The organism is Kitasatospora sp. NPDC028055 (genome assembly GCF_040637885.1).
GTDB lineage: Bacteria > Actinomycetota > Actinomycetes > Streptomycetales > Streptomycetaceae > Kitasatospora.
Genome location: NZ_JBEZXE010000041.1, coordinates 21,856 through 43,233, shown reverse-complemented (window position 1 = coordinate 43,233; position 21,378 = coordinate 21,856). Strand labels below are relative to the sequence as shown.

At 74.8% G+C, this 21,378-nt stretch carries 22 protein-coding genes; 4 read left to right on the top strand and 18 right to left on the bottom strand.

Going from position 1 to position 21,378, the window contains the following annotated elements:
- The first annotated feature begins 94 nt into the window (after positions 1–94).
- Both AB0F71_RS30800 and AB0F71_RS30795 read left to right on the top strand, forming a co-directional pair.
- A complete protein-coding gene (locus AB0F71_RS30800; RefSeq protein WP_360241154.1) occupies positions 95–1,090 on the top strand; it encodes a DEDDh family exonuclease in 996 nt (331 codons plus the stop codon).
- Between the two features lie 31 nt (positions 1,091–1,121).
- Entirely contained in the window at positions 1,122–1,925 is an 804-nt protein-coding gene (locus AB0F71_RS30795) for an SURF1 family protein (protein ID WP_360241151.1), read from the top strand.
- Here the strand turns inward: AB0F71_RS30795 and trxA are convergent.
- Positions 1,922–2,254: a thioredoxin gene (trxA, locus tag AB0F71_RS30790; protein ID WP_360241148.1), complete on the bottom strand. Its 333-nt coding sequence runs from the start codon at positions 2,252–2,254 to the stop codon at positions 1,922–1,924. The genes AB0F71_RS30795 and trxA overlap by 4 nt on opposite strands.
- Positions 2,255–2,257: 3 nt before the next feature.
- On the bottom strand, positions 2,258–2,674 hold the full coding sequence (locus AB0F71_RS30785; RefSeq protein WP_360241145.1) for a MerR family transcriptional regulator: 417 nt from the start codon (positions 2,672–2,674) through the stop codon (positions 2,258–2,260).
- Between the two features lie 411 nt (positions 2,675–3,085).
- On the opposite strand from AB0F71_RS30785, the gene AB0F71_RS30780 reads away from it, so the two are divergent.
- On the top strand, positions 3,086–3,847 hold the full coding sequence (locus tag AB0F71_RS30780) for an SDR family oxidoreductase (RefSeq protein ID WP_360241142.1): 762 nt from the start codon (positions 3,086–3,088) through the stop codon (positions 3,845–3,847).
- A gap of 56 nt (positions 3,848–3,903) precedes the next feature.
- Here AB0F71_RS30780 and AB0F71_RS30775 read toward each other — a convergent pair whose 3' ends face one another.
- The 9 genes from AB0F71_RS30775 to AB0F71_RS30735 all read right to left on the bottom strand — a co-directional run bounded on the left by AB0F71_RS30775 (position 3,904) and on the right by AB0F71_RS30735 (position 11,024).
- A complete protein-coding gene (locus AB0F71_RS30775) occupies positions 3,904–4,566 on the bottom strand; it encodes an alkaline shock response membrane anchor protein AmaP (protein ID WP_360241139.1) in 663 nt (220 codons plus the stop codon).
- Positions 4,563–5,165 carry a DUF6286 domain-containing protein gene (locus tag AB0F71_RS30770; RefSeq protein WP_360241136.1) on the bottom strand — a complete coding sequence of 201 codons (603 nt, stop codon included), beginning with the start codon at positions 5,163–5,165 and terminating at the stop codon, positions 4,563–4,565. The genes AB0F71_RS30775 and AB0F71_RS30770 overlap by 4 nt, the downstream gene beginning before the upstream one ends.
- Before the next feature lie 107 nt (positions 5,166–5,272).
- The gene (locus AB0F71_RS30765) at positions 5,273–5,569 is read right to left on the bottom strand and encodes an Asp23/Gls24 family envelope stress response protein (protein WP_360241133.1); all 297 of its coding nucleotides are present in this window, start codon (positions 5,567–5,569) and stop codon (positions 5,273–5,275) included.
- Positions 5,570–5,661: 92 nt separating this feature from the next.
- The gene (locus tag AB0F71_RS30760; RefSeq protein WP_063349611.1) at positions 5,662–5,853 is read right to left on the bottom strand and encodes a hypothetical protein; all 192 of its coding nucleotides are present in this window, start codon (positions 5,851–5,853) and stop codon (positions 5,662–5,664) included.
- A gap of 103 nt (positions 5,854–5,956) precedes the next feature.
- The gene (locus AB0F71_RS30755; protein WP_360241130.1) at positions 5,957–6,490 is read right to left on the bottom strand and encodes an Asp23/Gls24 family envelope stress response protein; all 534 of its coding nucleotides are present in this window, start codon (positions 6,488–6,490) and stop codon (positions 5,957–5,959) included.
- Between the two features lie 159 nt (positions 6,491–6,649).
- Positions 6,650–7,456 carry an enoyl-CoA hydratase/isomerase family protein gene (locus AB0F71_RS30750; RefSeq protein WP_360241127.1) on the bottom strand — a complete coding sequence of 269 codons (807 nt, stop codon included), beginning with the start codon at positions 7,454–7,456 and terminating at the stop codon, positions 6,650–6,652.
- Positions 7,457–7,687: 231 nt separating this feature from the next.
- On the bottom strand, positions 7,688–7,921 hold the full coding sequence (locus AB0F71_RS30745) for a helix-turn-helix domain-containing protein (RefSeq protein ID WP_030059940.1): 234 nt from the start codon (positions 7,919–7,921) through the stop codon (positions 7,688–7,690).
- A gap of 327 nt (positions 7,922–8,248) precedes the next feature.
- Complete coding sequence (locus AB0F71_RS30740) at positions 8,249–9,847, bottom strand: ABC-F family ATP-binding cassette domain-containing protein (RefSeq protein WP_360241124.1); 1,599 nt, start codon at positions 9,845–9,847, stop codon at positions 8,249–8,251.
- Between the two features lie 205 nt (positions 9,848–10,052).
- Complete coding sequence (locus AB0F71_RS30735; RefSeq protein ID WP_360241121.1) at positions 10,053–11,024, bottom strand: hypothetical protein; 972 nt, start codon at positions 11,022–11,024, stop codon at positions 10,053–10,055.
- A 370-nt stretch (positions 11,025–11,394) separates the two neighbouring features.
- Between AB0F71_RS30735 and AB0F71_RS30730 the strand changes: the two genes are divergently transcribed.
- Positions 11,395–12,651 carry a glycosyl hydrolase gene (locus AB0F71_RS30730; protein WP_360241118.1) on the top strand — a complete coding sequence of 419 codons (1,257 nt, stop codon included), beginning with the start codon at positions 11,395–11,397 and terminating at the stop codon, positions 12,649–12,651.
- A 7-nt stretch (positions 12,652–12,658) separates the two neighbouring features.
- Here the strand turns inward: AB0F71_RS30730 and AB0F71_RS30725 are convergent, their stop codons facing one another.
- The 7 genes from AB0F71_RS30725 to AB0F71_RS30695 are packed head-to-tail and all read right to left on the bottom strand — an operon-like array spanning position 12,659 to position 21,310.
- Entirely contained in the window at positions 12,659–13,819 is a 1,161-nt protein-coding gene (locus AB0F71_RS30725; protein WP_360241115.1) for a GNAT family N-acetyltransferase, read from the bottom strand.
- Positions 13,816–14,706 carry a Wzz/FepE/Etk N-terminal domain-containing protein gene (locus AB0F71_RS30720; RefSeq protein WP_360241112.1) on the bottom strand — a complete coding sequence of 297 codons (891 nt, stop codon included), beginning with the start codon at positions 14,704–14,706 and terminating at the stop codon, positions 13,816–13,818. Before AB0F71_RS30720 ends, AB0F71_RS30725 begins: the two co-directional genes overlap by 4 nt.
- A gap of 47 nt (positions 14,707–14,753) precedes the next feature.
- Entirely contained in the window at positions 14,754–15,869 is a 1,116-nt protein-coding gene (locus AB0F71_RS30715) for a glycosyltransferase (protein WP_360241109.1), read from the bottom strand.
- The gene (locus AB0F71_RS30710) at positions 15,866–16,717 is read right to left on the bottom strand and encodes a polysaccharide deacetylase family protein (RefSeq protein ID WP_360241106.1); all 852 of its coding nucleotides are present in this window, start codon (positions 16,715–16,717) and stop codon (positions 15,866–15,868) included. The genes AB0F71_RS30715 and AB0F71_RS30710 overlap by 4 nt, the downstream gene beginning before the upstream one ends.
- Entirely contained in the window at positions 16,707–18,470 is a 1,764-nt protein-coding gene (locus AB0F71_RS30705; RefSeq protein ID WP_360241103.1) for a lipid II flippase MurJ, read from the bottom strand. Before AB0F71_RS30705 ends, AB0F71_RS30710 begins: the two co-directional genes overlap by 11 nt.
- The gene (locus AB0F71_RS30700) at positions 18,467–19,780 is read right to left on the bottom strand and encodes an O-antigen ligase family protein (RefSeq protein ID WP_360241100.1); all 1,314 of its coding nucleotides are present in this window, start codon (positions 19,778–19,780) and stop codon (positions 18,467–18,469) included. Before AB0F71_RS30700 ends, AB0F71_RS30705 begins: the two co-directional genes overlap by 4 nt.
- A gap of 6 nt (positions 19,781–19,786) precedes the next feature.
- The gene (locus AB0F71_RS30695) at positions 19,787–21,310 is read right to left on the bottom strand and encodes a sugar transferase (protein WP_360241097.1); all 1,524 of its coding nucleotides are present in this window, start codon (positions 21,308–21,310) and stop codon (positions 19,787–19,789) included.
- Positions 21,311–21,378: the final 68 nt, after the last annotated feature.

Here is a 21,378-nt window from a genome sequence, read left to right as displayed (position 1 = left end):
GGTGTACGACACCCATGCGGACCACTCTATTCCGGCTACCGGGCCGGAACATTTCGACCGGCCACCGCCGACTCGCCCCTTATCCTGTTGGACCATGCAACCGATCCAGCCCGAGACGTACGGCGCGCCGCGGACCGCCCCGGTCCCCGCCCAGCGTTCCGCCGCCCCCGCCGAGGGTTTCGCGGTCGTCGACGTCGAGACCACCGGTCTCGGCCGCTCCGACCGCGTCATCTCGGCCGGCGTCTACCAGCTGGACGGCGACGGCGAGGTGACCGACCACTGGTACACCCTGGTCAACCCCGAGCGGGACCCGGGCCCGGTCTGGATCCACGGCCTCACCGCCGAACTGCTCTCCGGCGCGCCGACCTTCCCCGAGATCGCCGAGGAGTTCGCCACCCGCCTGGCGAACCGCGTCCTGGTCGCGCACAACGCGCTGTTCGACTGGAACATGATCTCCCGCGAGTTCTCCCGGGCCGGCCGCAGCGCCCCGGTCGAGCAGCGGCTGTGCACCATGGTCCTCTCCCGCGACCTGCGCCTCCCGCTGCCCAACGGCAAGCTCTCCTCGCTCGCCGCCCACTTCGGCGTACAGCAGCGCCAGGCCCACAACGCCCTGGACGACGCCCGGGTGCTCGCCGAGGCCTTCCGCCCCAGCCTCCACCTGGCCCGCACCCACGGCATCCCGCTCCCCTTCCAGACCTGCGTCGCGGTCACCGACCTCGGCGAGGACGAGCCCGCCGCCCCCGGCCGCGGCAACTGGACCGGCTCCCAGTACCGCCAGGCCAAGAAGCGCCCGCCCTGCCCGTACCCCAACCCGGGGCGCTGGGAGGACGGCAAACCGCTGGTCCAGGGCATGCGGGTGGCCTTCACCGGGGACACCGCCACCGACCGCGAGGTCCTGGAGGACCGCGCCGTCGAGGCCGGCCTGCACATCGCCACCTCCGTCAGCCGGCTCACCAGCCTCCTGGTCACCAACGAGCCGACCAGCTGGAGCGGCAAGGCCCGCAAGGCCCGCGACGTCGGAACCCCGATCGTCACCGAGGACGCCTTCCTCCAGCTGCTGCGCGAGGTCGCCCCGCACCCCGGTGCGTGAGGCCGTTGTGAGGTCGGCGTACCGTTCCCATGTGTACCGTTTTCTGCTGACCCGCCAGTGGCTGATCACCATCCTGATCGCGCTGCTGCTGATCCCCGCGACGATCAAGCTGGGCTTCTGGCAGCTGCACCGCCACGAGGCGCGGGTGGCGCGGAACGAGCTGATCGGCAAGGCCCTCACGGCCTCGCCGGTGCCCTTCGACAGCCTGTCCACCGCCCCCGGCACCGCCGTACCGTCCGCCCTCACCTGGCGCGCCGTGACGGCCACCGGACAGTACGACCCGGCACACGAGTTCGTGGTCCGCAAGCGGACCGACGCCAACGGCACCCTCGGCTACTTCGTCCTCACCCCGCTCAAGCTCTCCGACGGCAAGGGCACCGTCCTGATCAACCGCGGCTGGGTCCCCTCAGGCGACGGCGCCACCCAGTACCCGCCCGTCCCGGCCGCCCCGGCCGGCGAGGTCACCCTCACCGGCCGGCTGCGCGCCGACGAGACCACCGGCAGCAGCGGCGGCTGGGTCAAGGACCGGGCCGGCCTCCCCGACCGCCAGTTCAACCTGATCAACACCGAACAGCAGTCCAAGGAGACCGGCAGCACCCTCCTCAGCGGCTACCTGGAACTCACCGCCACCACCCCGGCCCCGGCCGACCAGCCGCAGCTGATCCCCGAGCCCAACCACTCCGACATCGGCCCGCACATGGCCTACGCCATCCAGTGGTGGCTGTTCACCGCGATGATCCCGGTCGGCGTCTGGGTCCTCATCCGCCGCGAGGCCAAGGACCGCGCCAAGCAGGCCGCCGAACCCGAGGTCCCCCTCGACGCCCTCCCCGCCTAGAGCACATCCTCCAACTCCCGCAACAACCGCGCCTTCGCCCGCGCCCCCACCACCGACCGCACCGGCTGCCCGTCCCGGAACAGCATCAACGTCGGCATCGACAGCACCCCGTACGCCGCCTGGGTCCGAGGGTTGCGGTCCACGTCGACACTCACCACCCGGAACCGGTGCGCCTCCTCCCGCGCGACGTCCGCCAGCACCGGCGCCATCATCCGGCACGGCGGGCACCAGTCCGCCGTGAAGTCGACCAGCACCGGCCCCTCCGCCGCCAGCACCTCCACGGCGAACGTCTCGTCCGTCACCGCCGGCACACCCGCGATCTCCACCATCGTCTACTCCCTCTGCTCCCTGGCCAGTTCACACTCGGGCGGCTGCTCGGAAGCCGCGAGCTCGTCCCGCGCCCGCACCGCCCGCTCGAACTGCCCGGCCACCCGCACCCGGACGTCCCGCAAGCGCGCGATGCACTCGTCCAACTCGGCCAACTTCCGCCGGTACACCTCCAACGAGGCCGGACAGGAATCCCCCTCCGGGTGCCCCGCCCGCAGACACTCCACAAACGGCCGGGTCTCCTCCAACCCGAACCCGAAGTCCTGCAGCATCCGGATCTCCCGCAGCAACCGCAGGTCCTCCTCCCCGTACGCCCGGTACCCGTTCCCCGCCCGCCGGGCCGGCAACAACCCCAACTCCTCGTAGTACCGCAACGCCCGCGTCGTCGTCCCCGCCCGCTCCGCCAACTCCCCGATCCGCATACCGCCCCACTCCTCCCGAACAACCACCACCGACGCTAAACCTTCCCCCCAACGTCAACGCCAGCCCGCACCGGGCGCGCGGCCACCACCCCGCGCGCCCGCACCAAACCCCACCCCACCCGCACCAACCCACCCACCCCCACCACCCCCCTCCCCCCACCCGACCCAGGCGAGAGGGACGCGCTGCGGGAGGGGGCGGTGGAGGGGGTGGGTGCGGAGAGGGGCGTGACGGGTGATTTTCAGACCGCCAACGGCGCCCAGCACCCATCGATGAGGGTCGGCGGTCTGAAAATCATCCAGCCCCCGGAGCGCCCACCCCCGGAACCGCCCCCGGACCACCCACCCTCCCGAAAGCCCACCCTCACACCCCAGCCCCGCGCAGCGGCCCCCCTCAACGGCACAATGTCCCCCATGGACCTAGGACTCAAGAACAAGGCCTACATCGTCACCGGCGCCACCCGAGGCCTCGGCCTCGCCACCGCCCGCGAACTCGCCGCCGACGGCGCCCACGTACTGATCAGCGGCCGCACCCAGCAGGCCGTCGACGCCGCCGTCGCCGAGCTCGAAACCCTCGGCACCGCCCACGGCCTGGTCGCCGACAACGCCGCCCCCGACACCGCCGACCGCCTGATCGCCGAGGCCAACTCCCGTTTCGGCCGCTTCGACGGCATCCTGATCAGCGTCGGCGGCCCGCAGGCCGGCCCGGTCGAGACCACCCCCGAGTCCGCCTGGCGCGACGCCTTCGAGTCCGTCTTCCTCGGCGCCCTCCGCCTCGCCCGCACCGCGGCCGCCGCCCTCCCGTCCGGCGGGGTGATCGGCTTCGTGCTCTCCAGCTCGGTCCGCCAGCCGATCCCCGGCCTCGGCATCTCCAACGGTCTGCGCCCCGGTCTGGCGATGGCCGCCAAGGGCCTCGCCGACGAGCTGGGCCCGCGCGGCATCCGGGTGCTCGGCCTGCTCCCGGCCCGGATCGACACCGACCGGGTCCGCGAACTGGACGCCCTCGCCCCCGACCCGGAGGCTGCCCGCGCCCAGCACAGCGCCGGCATCCCGCTGGGCCGCTACGGCACCCCCGAGGAGTTCGGCAAGGTCGCCGCCTTCCTGCTCTCCCCCGCCGCCTCCTACCTGACCGGCCTGATGGTCCCGGTCGACGGCGGCGCCCTCCGCTCCCTCTGACCCACCCCGGCCCCCACCTCCACCCCCAACCCCCACCCCGCCCCAACCCCGCCGCCCTACTCCAGCTGACGACGCTCCCGCCGCCCCCGCCGCCGTCCGGACCGCCGCCCGGACCGACGCCCCCCGGCGGGAGCCTCCTGCAGCACCCGGATCCGCAGGTCGGCCGGCAGCTCCGCCAGCCCCAAGCTCCGTACCGCGTCCGCCCGCGGCCCGTCCTCGAAGTGCTCCACCAGCCCGACCGGGTCCCCACCCGGAGTCAGCCGTACGGCGCCCCGCAGCCGCGGGTGCCCGGGGGCCCGCACCAGCCGGATCCCCGCCCGCTCGACCTCCGGCAGCACCGCCGTACCGTGCTCCAGCGCCTCCTCCAGCGCCCGCGAGTTCACCCGCATCCGCAGCCCACGCGCCCCCGGGGTCGGCACCGTGATGTGGGCGAGTCCGGTCCGCCGCAGCTGCGCCACCAGCCACCAGGCCATCCCCAGCACCAGCAGCGACAGCCCCCCGATCACCGTCGGCCACCACCACGAGGAGCCGACCCACCGCACCCGGGACCGCGCACTGACCACCGGCTGGTCCGGCGAGGTCAACGGCCACCACCCCGGCGGATCGACCCCCAGCCGCCGGTACAGGTCGAACCCGCCCGCCAGCACCAGCACCCCGACCCCCACCAGCACCGCCCCCACCACCGCCAGCAGCACCCGGTTGACGACCGTCCTACTCATCTCCCCTCCTCCCCCGGCCGGTCCGTCTCACCATCCGCCACGGCACCGCCCGTCACCCCACCACCCGCCGCACCACCCCCGGCCGCGCCACCACCCGCCGGCCCCCGCCAGGACCGCACGTCCAACCGCAACGGCCGCGCCAACCCCACCCGCGCCAACTCCTCCCGCAACTGCCGCTGCACCCCCGCCGGATCCACCGGCCCGCTCACCGACACCCGCACCCGCCGCCGCCCGACCTTGATCCTCAGGTGCTCGATGCCCGCCAGCCCGGCCGCCCGGTCCGCCAGCAGGTGCCCGACCCCGGCCCGCTCGATCGCCGCACCCGTCCCGCCGTACGGCCGCAGCACCAGCCACCGCCGCAGCCCGGGCGTGAACGCCAGCCACAGCAGCCACAGCCCGATCAGGGCCGCCGCCCCGGCGCCGACCAGCACCCACAGGTCGTCCAGGTGCCGCGTGGCCAGCTCGTCCGCGATCTGCGCCCGCCACCGCCGGGCCGGTTGCCCGGCCCGCACCGCGACCGCGTCGTACAGCAGCGCCCCCGCCACCACCAGCACCACCGTGGCGACCAGCGCCGCCACCGCCGCCCGCCCCGACCGCAACCGGGGCACCTTCCCCACCACATCCGACCCCGAACCCGAACCCGCCCCCGACCCGACCTCCGACTCCGACCCCACTCCCTCCCCCGGAGCCGCCACCGCGTCCCCCTTCACCACGCTCCCCCGGCGACCAACTTCTCGACCACCACGACCACTTCGGACACCTTCGTCCCCGTCAGCCCGTTCACCTGCGCCGCCACCCGGTCCCGCACCCGCCGGGCGAGTCCGGCCAGGTCGGCCGGGAAGGGCAGCTCGACCGCCACCCGGACGGTCACCGTGCTGCCCGGCCGCGCCACCGAGACCCGCGGCGGCTTCCCCTTCACCGACCGCCCGACCCAGGCCTCGGCGACCACCTCCCGCGCCGCCTGCCCGGCGATCCGCTCGAACACCCGGTCGGCGATCCGCAACCGCCCCCGGCGCACCGCACCAGCGGCAGGGCCGGGGGCGGAACCGGAGACGGAACCGGGGACGGGACCGGACGCCGGTACGACGGCCCCCATCAGCGCCGCCGGTCGCGGCCGCGGAGCAGGTCCCCGAGGTCGCCGAGCTCGATGTCGCCCTCCAGCAGCCGCCCGGCCACGAAGCCCACCAGCCCGAGCGCCGCCACCAGCAGGAACGCCGCGAACCCGCCGAAGTACCCGGCGAAGCCGAGGGCCATGCCCACCACCAGGCCGACGATGGCCAGGTTCATCCGCTACTCCCTCGTGCTCCACCGAACGCCAACGCCCACGCCAAGACCAACACCAACGCCAACACCAACGCGACCACCGCCGGGCGGTCCCCGCGGCCGGACGCTACTTGAGCCTGGGCCGCTGCCCCGACGACGCCATCGGCTCCTCTTCCTCCTCGAACTCCGGTTCGTCCGGGAGGTGGACGTCGTTGACCGCGATGTTGACCTCGACGACCTCCAGGCCGGTCATCCGCTCGACCGCGTCGATGATGTTCTCCCGCACCTGGCGGGCGAGTTCGGGGATCACCACGCCGTACTCGACCACCAGGGCGATGTCGATCGCGGTCTGCTTCTCGCCGACCTCGGCCTTGATCCCGCGCCCGATGCTCGACTTGCCGCCGGGGACCCGGTCCCGCATCGCACCGAAGGTGCGGGCCAGCCCGGAGCCCAGCGCATGGATGCCGGAGACCTCCCGGGCGGCCATTCCGGCGATCTTCTCCACCACGCCGACCGCCAGCGCCGTGCGGCCGCGCTCGCCGGACGGCCGGCCGCCGTCGCCGCCCGAGCCGTGCGCGGGCCGGGCACCGGAGGGCGGACCGGGGGTGGGCCCGCCACCGGGGTTCTTGTGCAGGGTCGCGGGCGTCGGAGTGTCAGGCATGGGGCGCATCTCCCTCGTAGCGGCTCCAGCTATATCGCAAACCTCCCCAACTCTGACATTCCGCCACGAGCCCCGCCCGCCGAACGCACCCCGGGAACGCCGGAGGCCCGGCTCCGGGGTGCTCCCCCGGGGCCGGGCCTCCGCGCGGTGGCGGGTGGGTCAGTCGCCGATCCCGGCGAGTTCCCGCAGCCGGCGGGCCTGCGCCGCCCGTTCGGCTGAACGCTGCTCCTCGTACGACCGTCCGGAGGCCCCCTGGAGCAGGGCCTTGGTCTCGGTGACGGCCCCGCGCGGGGCGGCCAGCAGGGCGGCGGCGAGGTCCCGGGCGGCGGCGTCGAGTTCGGCGCCGGGCACCGACAGGTTGGCCAGCCCGGTCGCGGTGGCCTCCTCGGCGCCGACCCAGCGGCCGGTCGCGCAGATCTCCAGCGCCCGGGCGTAGCCGACGAGGTCGACCAGCGGCTTGGTGCCGGCCAGGTCGGGGACGAGCCCGAGCGAGGTCTCCTTCATGGCGAACTGCACGTCGTCGGCGACCACCCGCAGGTCGCAGCCGAGCGCGAGCTGGAAGCCGGCCCCCACGGCATGGCCCTGGACGGCGGCGATGGAGACCAGGTCGGCGCGGCGCCACCAGGTGAAGGCCTCCTGGTACGAGGCGATGGCGTCGTCCAGTTCCTGGTCGGCGGAGCCGGCCAGCTGCAGGAAGGTGGGCTCACCGGGGATGCCCTCGGGGGTGAACATGGCCCGGTCCAGTCCGGCGGAGAAGGAGACCCCCTCGGCGCGCAGCAGCACCACCCGCACACTGCCGGGCAGTTCGCGGCCGGCCTGGGCGAGGGCGCGCCAGAGTGCGGGCGACTGGGCGTTGCGCCGCTTGGGCTGACAGAGGGTGACGACGGCGAGCTCGCCGTCGATCTCCAGCCGGACGCCGTCCCGCTCCCAGCTCGGGGCCTGCGGGTCGGTGGCGGGGGCGGTCATGCGGGAACCTCCGGTGGCGGGGGACTTGGCTACCGGAGAGTAACAAACCTGGGCGCGGACGGGCAGGGCCCCGGCCCGGAAAGATCGGAACGGCCCCCGGGACCCGGGGGCGGACATGACGATCGGCGGCCGGTCCACTCGACCCGAGGGCGGACGCCCAGCCGTGGTCGGCTGTCGTCTCCTCGGTCGGCGTCAGGCCGCCGCGCCATCCAGCTCAGAGATGACGGACCGTCAGGACCCGGCCCCGGCAGTCGCCTTGTTCTTGCCCCGCGTGGCACCACCGCGGCCCCGGAGGATCACTCCGGACTCGCTCAGCATCCGGTGCACGAAGCCGTACGAACGACCGGTCTCCTCCGCGAGAGCGCGAATGCTCGCCCCGGAGTCGTACTTCTTCTTGAGATCGGCCGCGAGCTTCTCACGCGCGGCACCGGTCACCCGGCTGCCCTTTTTCAGAGTCTCGGCCACCCGTGCCTCCTCGTAGCGTTGCTCGGTCAGATTCCCATGATCACCCATCCACCGCGTCCTGGCCACCCATTCGACAAGGTCGATGTCGCAAATGCGTGGTCCTGCGGTGGTGATCCGAGCGCACCACGGCGCTCACGCAGAGTGCACGCCCCCGGGCGGCTGCCGCCGAATGCCGAGAAATAGCTGATCAGCAGCGTCGGCCCGACCACGTTCGAGTGGCGGGCCGACGGGAAGTGCTTAAACGGAATCCGGGTCTTCTTCATTCCCGGACACGCCGAAAGGACTAGATATTCTGGGCCGAAAAGCGGATCCGGCGTCTACTTCCGGTCAGGCCAGCGAGACCAGGTCGGCGTACGACGGGTTCCACAGGTCCTCGACCCCGTCGGGCAGCAGGATGATCCGCTCCGGGTCGAGCGCCTCGACCGCGCCCTCGTCGTGGGTGACCAGCACGACCGCGCCGGAGAACTCGCGCAGCGCGCCCAGGATCTCCTCGCGGCTGGCCGGGTCGAGGTTGTTGGTGGGCTCGTCCAGCAGCAGCACGTTGGCCGAGGAGACCACCAGGGTGGCCAGGGCCAAACGGGTCTTCTCACCGCCGGAGAGCACCCCGGCCGGCTTGTCCACGTCGTCACCGGAGAACAGGAAGGACCCGAGGATCTTGCGGATCTGCACCAGGTCGGTGTCCGGCGCGGCCGAGCGCATGTTCTCCAGCACGCTGCGCTCGGGGTCGAGCGTCTCGTGCTCCTGGGCGTAGTAGCCGATCTTGAGGCCGTGGCCCGGGATCACCTCGCCGGTGTCCGGCTGCTCCACCCCGGCCAGCATCCGCAGCAGGGTGGTCTTGCCCGCGCCGTTGAAGCCCAGCACGACGACCCGGGACCCCCGGTCGATCGCCAGGTCGACGTCGGTGAAGATCTCCAGCGAACCGTACGACTTGGACAGGCCGCTGGCGGTCAGCGGAGTCTTTCCGCAGGGCGCCGGCTCCGGGAAGCGCAGCTTGGCGACCTTGTCGTTCACCCGGACCTGCTCCAGGCCGGCGAGCAGCTTGTCGGCGCGCCGGGCCATGTTCTGCGCGGCCACGGTCTTGGTCGCCTTGGCGCGCATCTTGTCGGCCTGGGCGTTCAGGGTCGCGGCCTTCTTCTCCGCGTTGGCCCGCTCGCGCTTGCGGCGCTTCTCGTCGTCCTCGCGCTGCTGCTGGTACTGCTTCCAGCCCATGTTGTAGACGTCGATGGTGGAACGGTTGGCGTCCAGGTAGAAGACCTTGTTGACGACCGTCTCGACCAGGTCGACGTCGTGCGAGATGACGATGAACCCGCCCTTGTACGTCTTGAGGAAGTCCCGCAGCCAGACGATCGAGTCCGCGTCCAGGTGGTTGGTGGGCTCGTCGAGCAGCAGCACGTCGGAGTCCGAGAAGAGGATCCGGGCGAGCTCGACGCGGCGGCGCTGACCACCGGACAGGGTGTGCAGCGGCTGGCCGAGGATGCGGTCCGGCAGGCCCAGCGCGGCGGCGATGGTGGCGGCCTCGGCCTCGGCGGCGTACCCGCCCTTGGTGAGGAACTCGGTCTCCAGGCGCGCGTACTTCTTCATCGCGTTGTCCCGGGTCGAGCCCTTGCCGTTGGCCATCCGGTCCTCGTTCTCGCGCATCTTCTTGAGCACGGTGTCGAGGCCGCGGGCGGAGAGGATGCGGTCCTTGGCGAGGACGTCCAGGTCGCCGGTGCGCGGGTCCTGCGGGAGGTAGCCGACCTCGCCCGAGCGGGTGACGGTACCGGCGGCGGGCAGCCCCTCACCGGCCAGCACCTTGGTGAGCGTGGTCTTGCCGGCGCCGTTGCGCCCGACCAGGCCGATCCGGTCGCCGGCGGCGACCTTGAAGTTCGCGGACTCGATCAGGATCCGGGCACCGGCGCGCAGCTCGAGGGCGTTGGCGGAAATCATGGCTGGGACTGCTCCTGGGACGTTGGCGGGCGGCCGGGTACGGACCCGGGCGGCGGGAAGGGGGCTTCATCGGCGGTCGGCGCGCTGGAACTGGGCGCCGCCACCCGCTATTGCCCGGAGAAGATAGCCATGACGGCCAGTCTACCGGGCCGCGCGAAACGCCCCGAGGGCGTACCGCCCGGGGGTACCCGCCGGCTTCCCGCGACTACTGCTGCGGCGTGGCCGCCGGGCTCGCCGGGGCGGTGGCCGCCGGGCTCGCCGAGGGGTCGGCGCAGCCGCCCTGGGGGCGGACCGCGGCGAACGGGGCGTCCGGGTTGGCGCAGCCGGTCTCGGGGGCGGCCGCCTTGGTGTCGAAGACCTTGGGCGGCACGATCGGGCCGTCGGTGATCTCCACCCGGCTGGCGTCCAGCGCCTTCACCGTCGCGGCCGGGCCGGTGATCATCGACCAGCCGTTGCTGTCCAGCCGGTAGCCGGTGATGCCGCCGGAGACGGCCACCCCGCTGCTGTTGGTGCAGGTGCGCGGGATGAGCACGGCGTAGTCGGTGTGCACGGTGCGCAGCGGGTCGTAGAGGCAGCCGTTGGAGGGCCGGTCGTTGTAGCGCAGGTCGCCGTCGGCGTCGCGCAGGCCCATGGTCAGGGTCGGCGTCACCACGGCCAGCCAGGGCGAGCCGTCCCGCTGCACGGTGTGCAGCGCGGCCGCGGCCCGCTGCTTGGCGGTGTCCTTGCGCTGGGCGTCGGTGCGCTTGTCGGCGCCCGGCTCGCCGTCGGCGCGCAGGTAGTCCACCAGGCCGGGCACGGCGCGGTGCCAGCGCACCTCGTGGTCGCCCGGGCGTACCGAGGTGACCAGGCCGTCGTCCCAGACCACGATCGCGTTGTCCCCGGCCATCGCCAGGTAGAGCGCCTCGGCGCCCTCGCGGCGGTACGTCCAGGCCCGCTCGCCGGTCTGCTTGTGGTACGCCTCCAGGCCGGGGCCGACCACCCGCAGGTCCAGGTCGGCCGAACTGACCGACTGGGAGTTGACCGGCGTCGCCTCCGCGTCCCCCGGCCCCGCCACCCGGTCGCCGAACGGCACCGGCTTGTTCGCGTGCGCCGCAGCACCGGCCGCAAGGACCAGCATCACCGCCAGGGCAGGCAGGATCGAGCGGGGGGTGAGGACACGCGGCGGCTTCCAGGACACGGCCGGAGCGTACCTTTCGGCGGGTGGGCGAGTCAGCTCGGAATCGCCGTCCGGGCCCACCGCCGACCGCACGGCGGACGGTGCGCGCCCGTCCGGTGCGCCCGCCCGCCGACCTGCGCCGTCGGCTCCCCGGCCGGTCGGCGGGGCGCTGCGCGGCGGGCTCCGCGGACCCCGCCGGACCGTTACAGAGCTGATACACGGGGCCGGGCCGGACGGGTGTTGCGGCAGACGGCGTTCGAATATCGCCCACTTTAGGGTGACATTCGGCTTTTCCGTCCTCCCCCGGGCCTACTGTCGGCGAGCGTGGCGCGACGGTCCGTCGGTGTCGTCACCCGCCCGCCCCGCTCCCGCGACGTCCGGAGGAGAGACCATGCGCATGGGCCGCCTGACGCTGGCCGCCGCCGCTCTGCTGCTGATGGCCACGGCCAGTGTCCCGACCGGGACGCCGCTCAGCGGAACCGAACGGCACAGCCTCTCCTCGGACGCCTTCGAGCCGCGCGGCGCGGCCCCCCGCCCGCCGGTCCAGCGGCCCCGGCACGAGCCGCCGTTCGGCGCCTTCGTCGGCTCCTGGGACAACTACATCCCGCAGATCGGCAAGTACGCCCAGTGGCTGGGCGACGCCAACATGCAGGTCGGCCACACCTACCTGGCGGGCAACAGCTGGACGGACATCGAGGGCGAGCCGGTGGTGCTCGGCCTGTGGTCGCAGTGGCGGCTCGCCGACCCGTCCCGGCTGCTGGTGCTCGGCGTGCCGATGCTGGTGCCCAACGAGGCGCACGTGCCGGACGGCGAGGTCGCCAGGCTGCTCGGCCAGGGCGCCCGCGGGGACTTCGACAGCCACTTCCTGCGGCTCGCCCGCCGGCTGGTGGCGCTCGGCGGCGCGGACACCGTGCTCACCCTCGGCTGGGAGATGAACGGCATCACCTACACCCACCGCTGCAAGCCCGACCCGACCGCCTGGAAGGCCTACTGGCGCCGGATCGTCGGGGTGATGCGCTCGGTGCCCGGGCAGCGGTTCCGCTTCGACTTCACCCCCAACCGGGGCCTGGACGCCATCCCGTGGACCAAGTGCTACCCCGGCGACGACGTGGTCGACATCGTCGGCACGGACAGCTACGACCAGCCGGCCGGGAGCACCTTCGACGACTACGTGCGCGAGCCGTACGGCCTCCAGGACCAGGTGGAGTTCGCGGCCAAGCACGGCAAGCCGGTCTCGTACCCGGAGTGGGGGCTGTTCCGCAACGGCGACAACCCCGAGTTCGTCCGGCGGATGGTCGACTGGATGCGCACCCACGACACCGCCTACCAGACCGTCACCGACTACTGCCCGCACGGCTTCTTCCAGTGCCGGAGCAATCCGCGCTCGGCGGCGGCGTTCAAGCAGCTGATGGCGGGTTCGCGGGGGGCGCCACCGGTCGTGCCGACGGCGCCCGCCGCTCCGATCGTGCCGGTCGCCCCGACCCCGCCCGTCCTGCCCACGGCGCCGGGGGCGACCCCGTCGGGCGCCACCCCGTCGGCCACCGTGCCCGCCGCCACCCCGTCTGCCACCGTGCCCGCCGCCACGGCGAGCCCGTCGGGCGGGGCCTCGCCGAGCCCCTCCCCGGCCCGGACGCCGTCCCGGCGCTGAGCGGCGGTCAGGCCCGGCGGCGGGCCAGCAGCGCCTCCTTGAGCTCGGGGAAGCGGGTGCGCAGCTGGTGCACCGCCGCCTGCCGGGCCAGCACCGCGGCGGCCCGGGCGGCGACCGCCGGGGCCGCTCCGGCCGGGCCCAGCAGCAGCCGCTGGTTGGGCATCCGGTCCGGCCGCCAGCGCTGCTTGTACGGCTCCTGGCCGCGCAGCAGGCCGAGCACCGGGATGCCCGCGCCGACCGTCTCCTCCAGGGCCGCGTTGAACAGCAGCCCGGCGATGTCCAGCCGCTCGCGCAGCGCCGGGTGGGCACCGTAGATGTACAGCCCGCCGAAGGAGGGGCAGAGCAGCAGCAGGTTGACCGCGACCAGCTCGCCGTCCAGGTGGAACTGGTGGACGGCCGCCCGGCCGGTGGCGACCAGGCCGGTGGTGGACTCGGTCAGGTGCCGGGCGAAGCGCTCGGTGCGGTGCTCGGCGGTGACGCCGCGCTCCTGCCACTGGAGGAAGTGCAGCCGCAGCAGCCCCTCCAGCGCGGCCGGGACCTCCTCCACCGGCGTGGACCGGACCTGCACCCCGGCCTCGGCGATCTTGCGCAGCTTCACCCGGCTGCGCTGGGCCGTCTTGCCGGGCACCCGCTTGAGCAGCCGCTCCATCGGGACGGCCGGCAGGTACTGGCAGAGCGAGTCCTCGTGGCGGCGGCGGGAGCCGTGCCAGTGCTCGTACACCCGCTGCACCGCCGCCTCGGGGTGCACCTCGCGCAGCTCCAGCCAGTGCCAGGGGCGGGTGAGCGGGAGGGCGGCGGCGAACTCGGCGGCGGCCCGGTCGGCGCAGTCGTCGTCCAGCAGGACGTCGCCGTAGTCGACCAGCCCGGCGCCGAGGCCGGTGAGGCCGCCGAACGGGCCGCCGCGGCGCATGAAGGCACCGGCGCCGACCAGGCGGCCGTCCCGCCGGACCAGCACCACCAGCAGCGCGCCGGGGCGGCCGTAGTGGCGCCACCAGGAGCGCTGCCAGGCGGCGGCCTGGAAGAAGGTGGCGGTGCGGCAGCGGGCCGCCAGGTCGTCCCACTCCTCGGCGACGGTGTCCAGCGCGTCGTCCTCGCGGCGCAGCTCGGTGGTCCAGCCGGGCCCGGCGGACTGGGCCGGGAGGCCGGCGGCGCGGGCCTCGGTGCTCATCGTCCGCTCCGGGCCGCGGCCTTCTCCTCGGCCGGGGGCGCGGGCGCGGCGGCGGGCTCGGGCGCCGGCTTCGACCCGGCCTTCGCCCGGGTCTTCGGCTCGTGCTTCGGTTCGGTCTTCGGCTCGGCGGCCGGCTCGGACGTCGCCCCGGTCTTCGGGCGGGCCTTGCCGGCCGGCTCCTCGGCCCGCGGGCGGGGCGCGGCGGGGGCGGGGACGGGGGCCGGGGCGGTGGTCTCGGGAGTCCCGGTCGGCTCGGCGGTCCCGGTCGGCTCGGCGGTCCCGGTCGGCCCGGGAGCCGTCGGGGCCACCGGAGCCCCGGGGCCGTCCGGGCCGCCGCGCCGGCGGGTCATCAGCACCAGCGACCCGAGCAGCAGCCCGGCCGCCGCCCCGACCGCGACGTCCAGCTTGGCGGAGGGCGTGGTCGGCTTGTCCGGCTCGGCGGCCGGGGCCAGCGTGACCAGCCGAACGTTGGTGTCCTTGCTGCTGGTGTTGGCGAAGGCGACCAGCGAGCGGGCCACCGCGTCGGCGGTCTGGGCGGCCTCCTGGGCCCGCTTCCCGGTGCCGGTGATCTCGATCATCGGGGCGTCCGGGGAGGTCGTCCCGGACACCAGGGTCTCCAGCTCGGACCGGGTGTGGCCGGTCTCGGCGGCCGCGACCGCGAGCACCTGCGGCTGGCCCGCGAGCCGGCCGTACGCCTGGGCGAAGTTGGTCGCGGTCGACGCCTCCCCCGGGTTCTGCGGCACCACGAGGACGTAGGCGCTGGCGGCGTACGAGGGGTGCGAGACGACGGCGTACCCGGCGCCGGCCGCGGCGCCGAGCGGCACCGCGAGCGCCACCGGCCACCAGCGGCGGACCAGGAGGCGGGCGCTTCGGCGCGGAGTGGTCATGGTGCGGCTCCTTGGGTCTGGTACGGCGGGGTCCGGCGGCGGGCGGGTCAGGCGCGGGCCAGCCGGTCGTAGAGGGCGCCCAGGTCGGCGGCGACCCGGGCGATGTCGTAGTGGCCGACGGCCGGGGGGTGCGGCAGCGGGTCGGCGATGTGGCCACTCAGCTGCCGCAGGTCTCGCAGCGCGGCCGCGTACGCGGCGGGCTCGGAGGGGATCCGGCGGGCCTGCGGGGCGGCGCTGGGCGGCAGTTCGTCCAGCGCCGGGCAGGCGCTGTGCCGGACCGGGAGCCCGGCCGCGAGGCCCTCCAGGACGCCGAGGCCGAAGGTCTCCGCGGTGGAGGGGGCGGCCAGCACGTCCATCGCGGCCAGCAGGTCGGGCACGTCGTCCCGCTCGCCGGTGAGTACCAGCCGCTCCAGGACGCCGAGTTCGGCCGCCCGACGCTCCAGCCCGGCCCGCTCGGGGCCCTCGCCGACCAGTAGCAGCCTGGTCCTCGGGTCGAGTTCGGCGAGTGCCGCCAGCAGCACCTCGAAGCGCTTGCCCGGCACCAGCCGACCGACCCCGCCGACCACCCAACTGCCGTCCGGCAGGCCGAGTTCGGCCCGGATCCGGCGGCGGGCCTCGGCCCGCTCGGCGGGCGGGCGGCGGTAGCCGGCGGTGTCGATGCCGTTGGGGATCAGCTCGATCCGGGCCGGCGGGACGCCCCAGGAGCGCAGGGTCTGGGCGACCTGCCGGGACACCGCCACGGTGGTGCTGCCGAGCCGTTCGGCGGCCAGGTAGAGGCCCTTGACGCCCCGGGTGACCGGGCGGCCCTCGATCACCCCGGCGTGCAGCGAGTGCTCGGTGGACACCACCGCCCGCACCCCGGCGAGCCGCGCGGCCAGCCGGCCGTACAGCTGGGCGCGGTAGAGGTGGGTGTGCACCAGGTCGTAGCGGCCGGCCCGGACCAGCCGGACCAGCCGGGGCAGCGCGCCGAGGTCCCGGTTGCCGCGCATGCCGAGGTGGTGGACGGTCACGCCGTCGGCGCGCAGCGCGTCCGCGACCGCGCCCGGGTTGGTCAGCGCCAGCACCTCGCAGCGCTGGTGCGGCGGCAAGTGCCTTAGCAGCAGGTGCAGTTGGCGCTCGGCACCGCCGGAGGCGAGCCCGGTGACGATGTGCAGCACCTTCACGGCCGACGCTCCCCCCGTCCGCGCTTGAGCGAGGTGACCACGTCGCGCATCAGGTGCCGGCCCTTCTTGGCGCGCAGCCGCCAGGCGCCGTCACGGTCGCCGACGTAGCAGCGGGGCAGCGCGAAGCGGCCGGTGAGCGGGGAGTGGGCGATCGCGCAGGCGTAGTCGTAGCCGGCCTCGCGCACGGCCGCGGCGGCGGGCCGGTCGACGGCGCCGTACGGGTAGCAGAAGCCGGTGACCGGGCCGCCGACGACCTCCTCCAGCAGCCGCCGGCTCTCCCGGGTCTGCACCCCGAGGACCTCGGCGGGCAGCCCGGGCAGCGCCCGGTGACCGAGGCCGTGCGAGCCGATCTCCCAGCCCGCGGCGGCGAGTTCGGTGACCTCCTGGACGGTGAGCAGTTGCTTGCGCGGGCCCTCGGTGTCCCAGCCGTTGTCCTGGCCGAGCAGGTCGGCGACCACGTACGCGGTGGCGGTGAAGCCGTACGCCTGGAGGATCGGGACGGCGTACCGGGCGAAGTCCGCGTAGCCGTCGTCGAAGGTCAGGCCGACCAGCTTGTCGTCCTGCCCGTGGGCGCGGGCCCGCATCAGCTCGCGGACCGAGACGCCGCGCCGCCCGCGCCGGTGCAGCCAGGCGATCTGCTCGGCGAACCGCTCGGGGCTGACGGTGAGTTGGTACGGGTCCTCCTCCTCGACCGCCACCGAGTGGTACATCAGGATCCACGGTGAGGAGGAGCCGGGCAGGGCGGGTTCGCCGACCGGGCGGCGGCTTCTGGGCAGTCGCGCCCGGTCGGGCGGGGCGTCGGTGACCCCCGCCTGTGCCGAACGGATGGATCCCCGCTCATCGTCCATGGGGAAACTTCCCTTCGTCGGCGACGGTTGGCAGGTTCAGGGCCCGCTGGTCGGGCCCGAGTCCCAGGGCCCGGGCGGCGGCCAGCACCGGGCCGCGCACCTCGCGGGCCCGGAGCCCGGTGCCGAGGGCGGCGAAGGCCAGCACCACGGTCAGGCCACCGGAGAGGGTCGAGAGCAGCGGGTCGGCGGGCAGGCTCGCGGCGGCGGCGCCCACGGCGGCGGCCCCGGCGGCGGCCAGCACCAGCCGGCCGTGGCCGCCGAGCACCCGGCGCAGCCGCAGCGGGATGCCCCGCAGCACCAGCCCGCGCAGCAGCAGCGCGGCGGCGGCGGTGATCCCGCTCGCGTTGCCGGCGGCCAGGCCGAGCGCGCCGAACCGGGGCGTGGCGAGCAGCCCGACGGTGACGGTCACCCCGAGGCCGAGCAGCATCGCGGCGACCGGGTACCAGTCCAGCAGCCGGCGCCCGCCGTCCTCGCTGCGCGGGTCGTCGGCCCGGCGGACCACCGGGCGCAGCGAGAAGTACGGGCGGATCATCACGCCGATCAGCGCCTGGGCGGGCAGGCCGAAGCTGTACACCCGGATGACGGCGGCGGTGGCGGCGGTGTCCCCGGGCCCGAAGGCGCCGCGCTCGAACAGCAGCGAGACCGCCGAGGGGGCGCAGGCCATCAGGAAGGCGGTGCCGAGCAGCACGACCGCGGCGGCCTGCCCGAGGTCCTTCTCGACCCGGTCGCGGGCCGCGCCGAGGTCCCCCGCCGCGAGCGCCCGGGCGACCAGCGGGAAGGTCACCGTGCAGATCAGGATGCCCGCCGTCATGGCGAGTTGGGAGACCTTGGCGGCGTAGTTGAGGTGCGAGATGGTGCCGGGCGGCAGCGCCGAGCCGAGGTAGCGCTCGACGAAGACCTGGGCCTGCCGGGTCAGCGTGAAGGCGGCCACCGGCAGCAGGGCCAGCGGCATCAGCACCAGCGTGTTGCGGCTGCGCCGGGTGCGGCCGGGTGCGGCCGGCCCGGTCTGCAGGTGCCGCAGGAACGGGCCGACCAGCAGGAGGGCCATCAGCAGGCTGCCGAGCGCCACGCCGAGGGCGGCGGAGCGGACCCCGAGGACGCCGTGGAAGCCGAACAGCAGGGCCAGGATGCCGAGGTTGTAGGCGACGTAGATGCCCGCGGGGGCGGTGAAGCTGTGGTGGGCGCGCAGGGCGGCGGCCAGGTAGCCGGCCACGCCGAAGGGCAGCACGGTGATCGCGGTGATCCGGGTGCAGTCGACGGCCAGGCCCGGGTCGGGCAGCCCGGGGGCGAGCAGTTCCACCAGCTGGGGGGCGCCGAGGGCGGCGGCCAGGGCGAGCCCGCTGAGGGCCAGCAGCAGCCAGGGCAGGGTGGCGCGGACCAACTGGCGGACCGGGTCGGGGGCGTCCGGGTCCTCCTCGCGCAGCACCAGGGCGAGGGCGAAGGCGGGCACCATGAGGAAGGACATGGCGTCCTCGATCAGCAGCGGCGCGGCCGTCTCGGGCACGGTCCAGGCGACCAGGAAGGCGTCGGTGCCCTGGCTGGCGCCGAAGTAGCGGGCCAGCAGGAGGTCGCGCAGCAGTCCGAGGCCCGAGCCGGCGGCGCTGAGCACGGCGGTGACGCCGAAGGCCTTGGCGAGGAAGCCGCCCCGGGACGGCCGCTGCGACCCGGCGGGCGGCTCGGCGGCGGGCGGCTCGGCGGGGACGCTGCGCGGGGCCGGGAGGGCGGGGGCGAGGGCGGGCCGGTCGGTGGTCACCGGGGCATCGCCCGCTCCTGGACGGCGGCGCGGGCCGCGAGGCCGAGGACGACGGAGGTCAGCACGGTGGTGGTGCCGCCGATGTCGGCGTACAGGAAGTCGACCAGCACCCAGGTGAGCAGCGCGAGGGCGGCCAGCGAGGTCGTGCGGCGGCGCCGCAGGCAGCCGAGCAGCAGGCCGAGGAGGAGCGCGGCGTAGGCGGTGATCCCGATCAGGCCCTGTTCGCTGAGCACCAGGAAGTACATGTTGTGCGGGGAGAGCAGCGGCTCGCGCTGGAAGCCGATGGTGGAGTCGGCGGCGTCGCTGCCGGAGGAGAGCCGCAGCGGGGCGTGGCTGTCGCGGAGCCTGGGGAAGGCCTTCGGTCCGGCGCCGTGGACGGGGTGGTCCTGCCAGATCCGCCCGGCGGTGGCCCACAGGTCGTAGCGGTCGGAGACGGACTGGTCGGGTGCGGCGGAGACGGAGCCGATCGAGCTGAGCCGCTCGGTGACCCCGGAGGCGCCGAGGCCGAGGCCGCCGACCAGGACGACCGCGGCGGCCAGGCCCAGCACGGCGCTGCGCACCAGCAGCCGGGCGTCGGCGCGCAGCAGCAGCACGGTGGCGGCGACGCCGGTGGCGATCCAGCTGCCGCGGCTGAACGAGACGGCGAGCGGGAAGGCGAGGAAGGCGGCGGCGGCGAACATCGCCCGGCGCAGCCGTGCGTCGCCGCCCGCACGCTCGCCGAGGGCCAGGGCGAGGGCGGCGAGCAGCCCGAAGCTGACCACGGTGGACATCGCCATGATGTCCAGCGCGCCGAAGGTGCCGACGGCCCGGATCGGCTGCCCGGCGTAGGAGGCGCCGGTGCGGGTGAGGTACTGGTTCACCCCGACCACGCCCTGGATCAGCGCGGCCAGCACGAAGGAGCCGAGGACGAGCCGCTGGTCGGTGCGGTCGCGCAGCGAGCAGAGCACGGCGGCCGGCACCAGGACGAACACCTGGGTGAGCCGGACGAAGCCGGTGAGGCTGGTGGCCGGGTCGATCGAGCCGAGGGTGGCGACGGCGGCGGCGACCACGATGCCGCCGAACAGCGCGCAGTTGGTGCGGCTGATCGCGGGCAGGCGCCCGCGCAGCAGGTTGAGCGCGGTGAGGGCGACCAGGGCGAGCGAGGCGACGTCGGCGGCGGTGACGTGGACGGCCGCCGTGACGTCCTTCTCCCGGGCAGGCACGCACACCAGCAGGACGGTGGCCGCGGCGAGCAGGCTGGACCGGTCCGCGAGGGCCGGCAGGGCCCGCCGTAACGCGGGCCGGGGAAGGGACGCAACGATCAGGGCCACGCGGGGTCAGCTCCCGTCCGGGTGGAGCATCAGGGCCGCGGTGCGGCACAGGATCTTGACGTCCTGCCAGAGGCTCCAGCTCTCGATGTAGCGGTTGTCGAAGCGGGCCCGCTCCTCGATCGAGGTGTCCCCGCGCAGGCCGTTGACCTGGGCGAGGCCGGTGAGGCCGACCGGGACGCGGTGCCGGTCGGCGTACTCGGGGTAGGCCTGGCTGAACCGCATGACGAAGTACGGGCGTTCGGGGCGCGGGCCGACCAGGCTCATGTCGCCGCGCAGGATGTTCCAAAGCTGCGGCAGCTCGTCCAGCGAGCTCTTGCGCAGCAGACGGCCGACGGCCCCCATCCGGTGGTCCTGGGAGATGTTCCAGCGGGTCGCCGACTCGTGCTCGTTGCTGGGGCGCAGGGTGCGGAACTTGAGGACGGTGAAGACCCGGCCGTCCAGGCCGGTGCGCTGCTGGCGGAAGAGCACGCCGGGGCCGGTGTCGAAGCGGACGGCGAGGGCGCACAGGGCCAGGACGGGGGCGAGCAGCAGCAGGCCGAGCCCGGCGACGGTGACGTCCAGGGCGCGCTTGGCGGCCCAGCCGGGGCGGCGCATGGCCGGGCCGCCGAGGCGCAGGCAGGGGAAGCCCCACAGGTGGTCGCCGCCGGCGATCGGGGCGGTGGGCAGCGAGCCGTGCTCGCGCAGCGCGGGCACCAGCCAGACCTGGCAGCCGAGCCGGACGGCGTCGCGCAGGGCGGCGGCGGTCTCGGCCTCGTCGGCGGCGCCGGCGGTGGCGATCACGTGGTGGATCCGGTGCCGGCGGACCTCGCGCTCCAGCACCTCGCGGCCGCCGAGCACGGGCAGCTCGGTGTCGTCGGCCAGCAGCGGCGGGTCGGCGTCCAGGAAGCCGACCGGGCGCATGCCGTACTCGCCGTGCTCGCGCAGCGCGGCGGCGACCTTGCGGCCGAGCCGGCCGGCGCCGAGCACCAGGACGGGGGCCGGGCGGCCGCAGCGGATCCGCCGGACCAGGTGGTAGAGGACGGCGCGGCCGACGGCCGCGATCAGCAGCTGGGCGCCGAGCAGGACGGTGAGCCGGGCCGGGGTGGCCGGGCCGCAGTCGGGCCAGCGCCCGTCCAGGCAGCCGGCCAGGGTGACGGCGAAGGCGGTGGCGACCACGGCGCGGACGGCCAGGGCGGGGAGTTCGTCCAGGACCGACAGGGTGAGCCGGGTGCGGTAGAGGCCGCCGGCCAGGTTGAGCAGCAGGAGCAGGGGCAGGACGGCGGCGACGCCGAGCAGCGGGGCGAGCGGGGCGGTCGGGTCGATCGCCCGGTTGGCGATGCCGGTGCCCGAGCAGAGCGCGATCACGTCGACCTGGACCAGTGCGAGCGGCAGGGCGAGCCGGGAGCGGCCGGCCCGGCGGTGCCGGCGGGGCGACGGCACCGCCCGGGTGTACGCCGCACCGGTCGGCCGGTCGAGCAGCCCGGTGCCGGGCCACCGCGGTCCGGCCAGGGGCCCGCCGGATCGCGGCGCACTGTCGTGGTCAATGGTCATCAGCGCACGAACTCCCCTGCTGTGTACCCGGGGTGGCGGTGCCCCGGCACCGATGGGCGTGGGGCGGC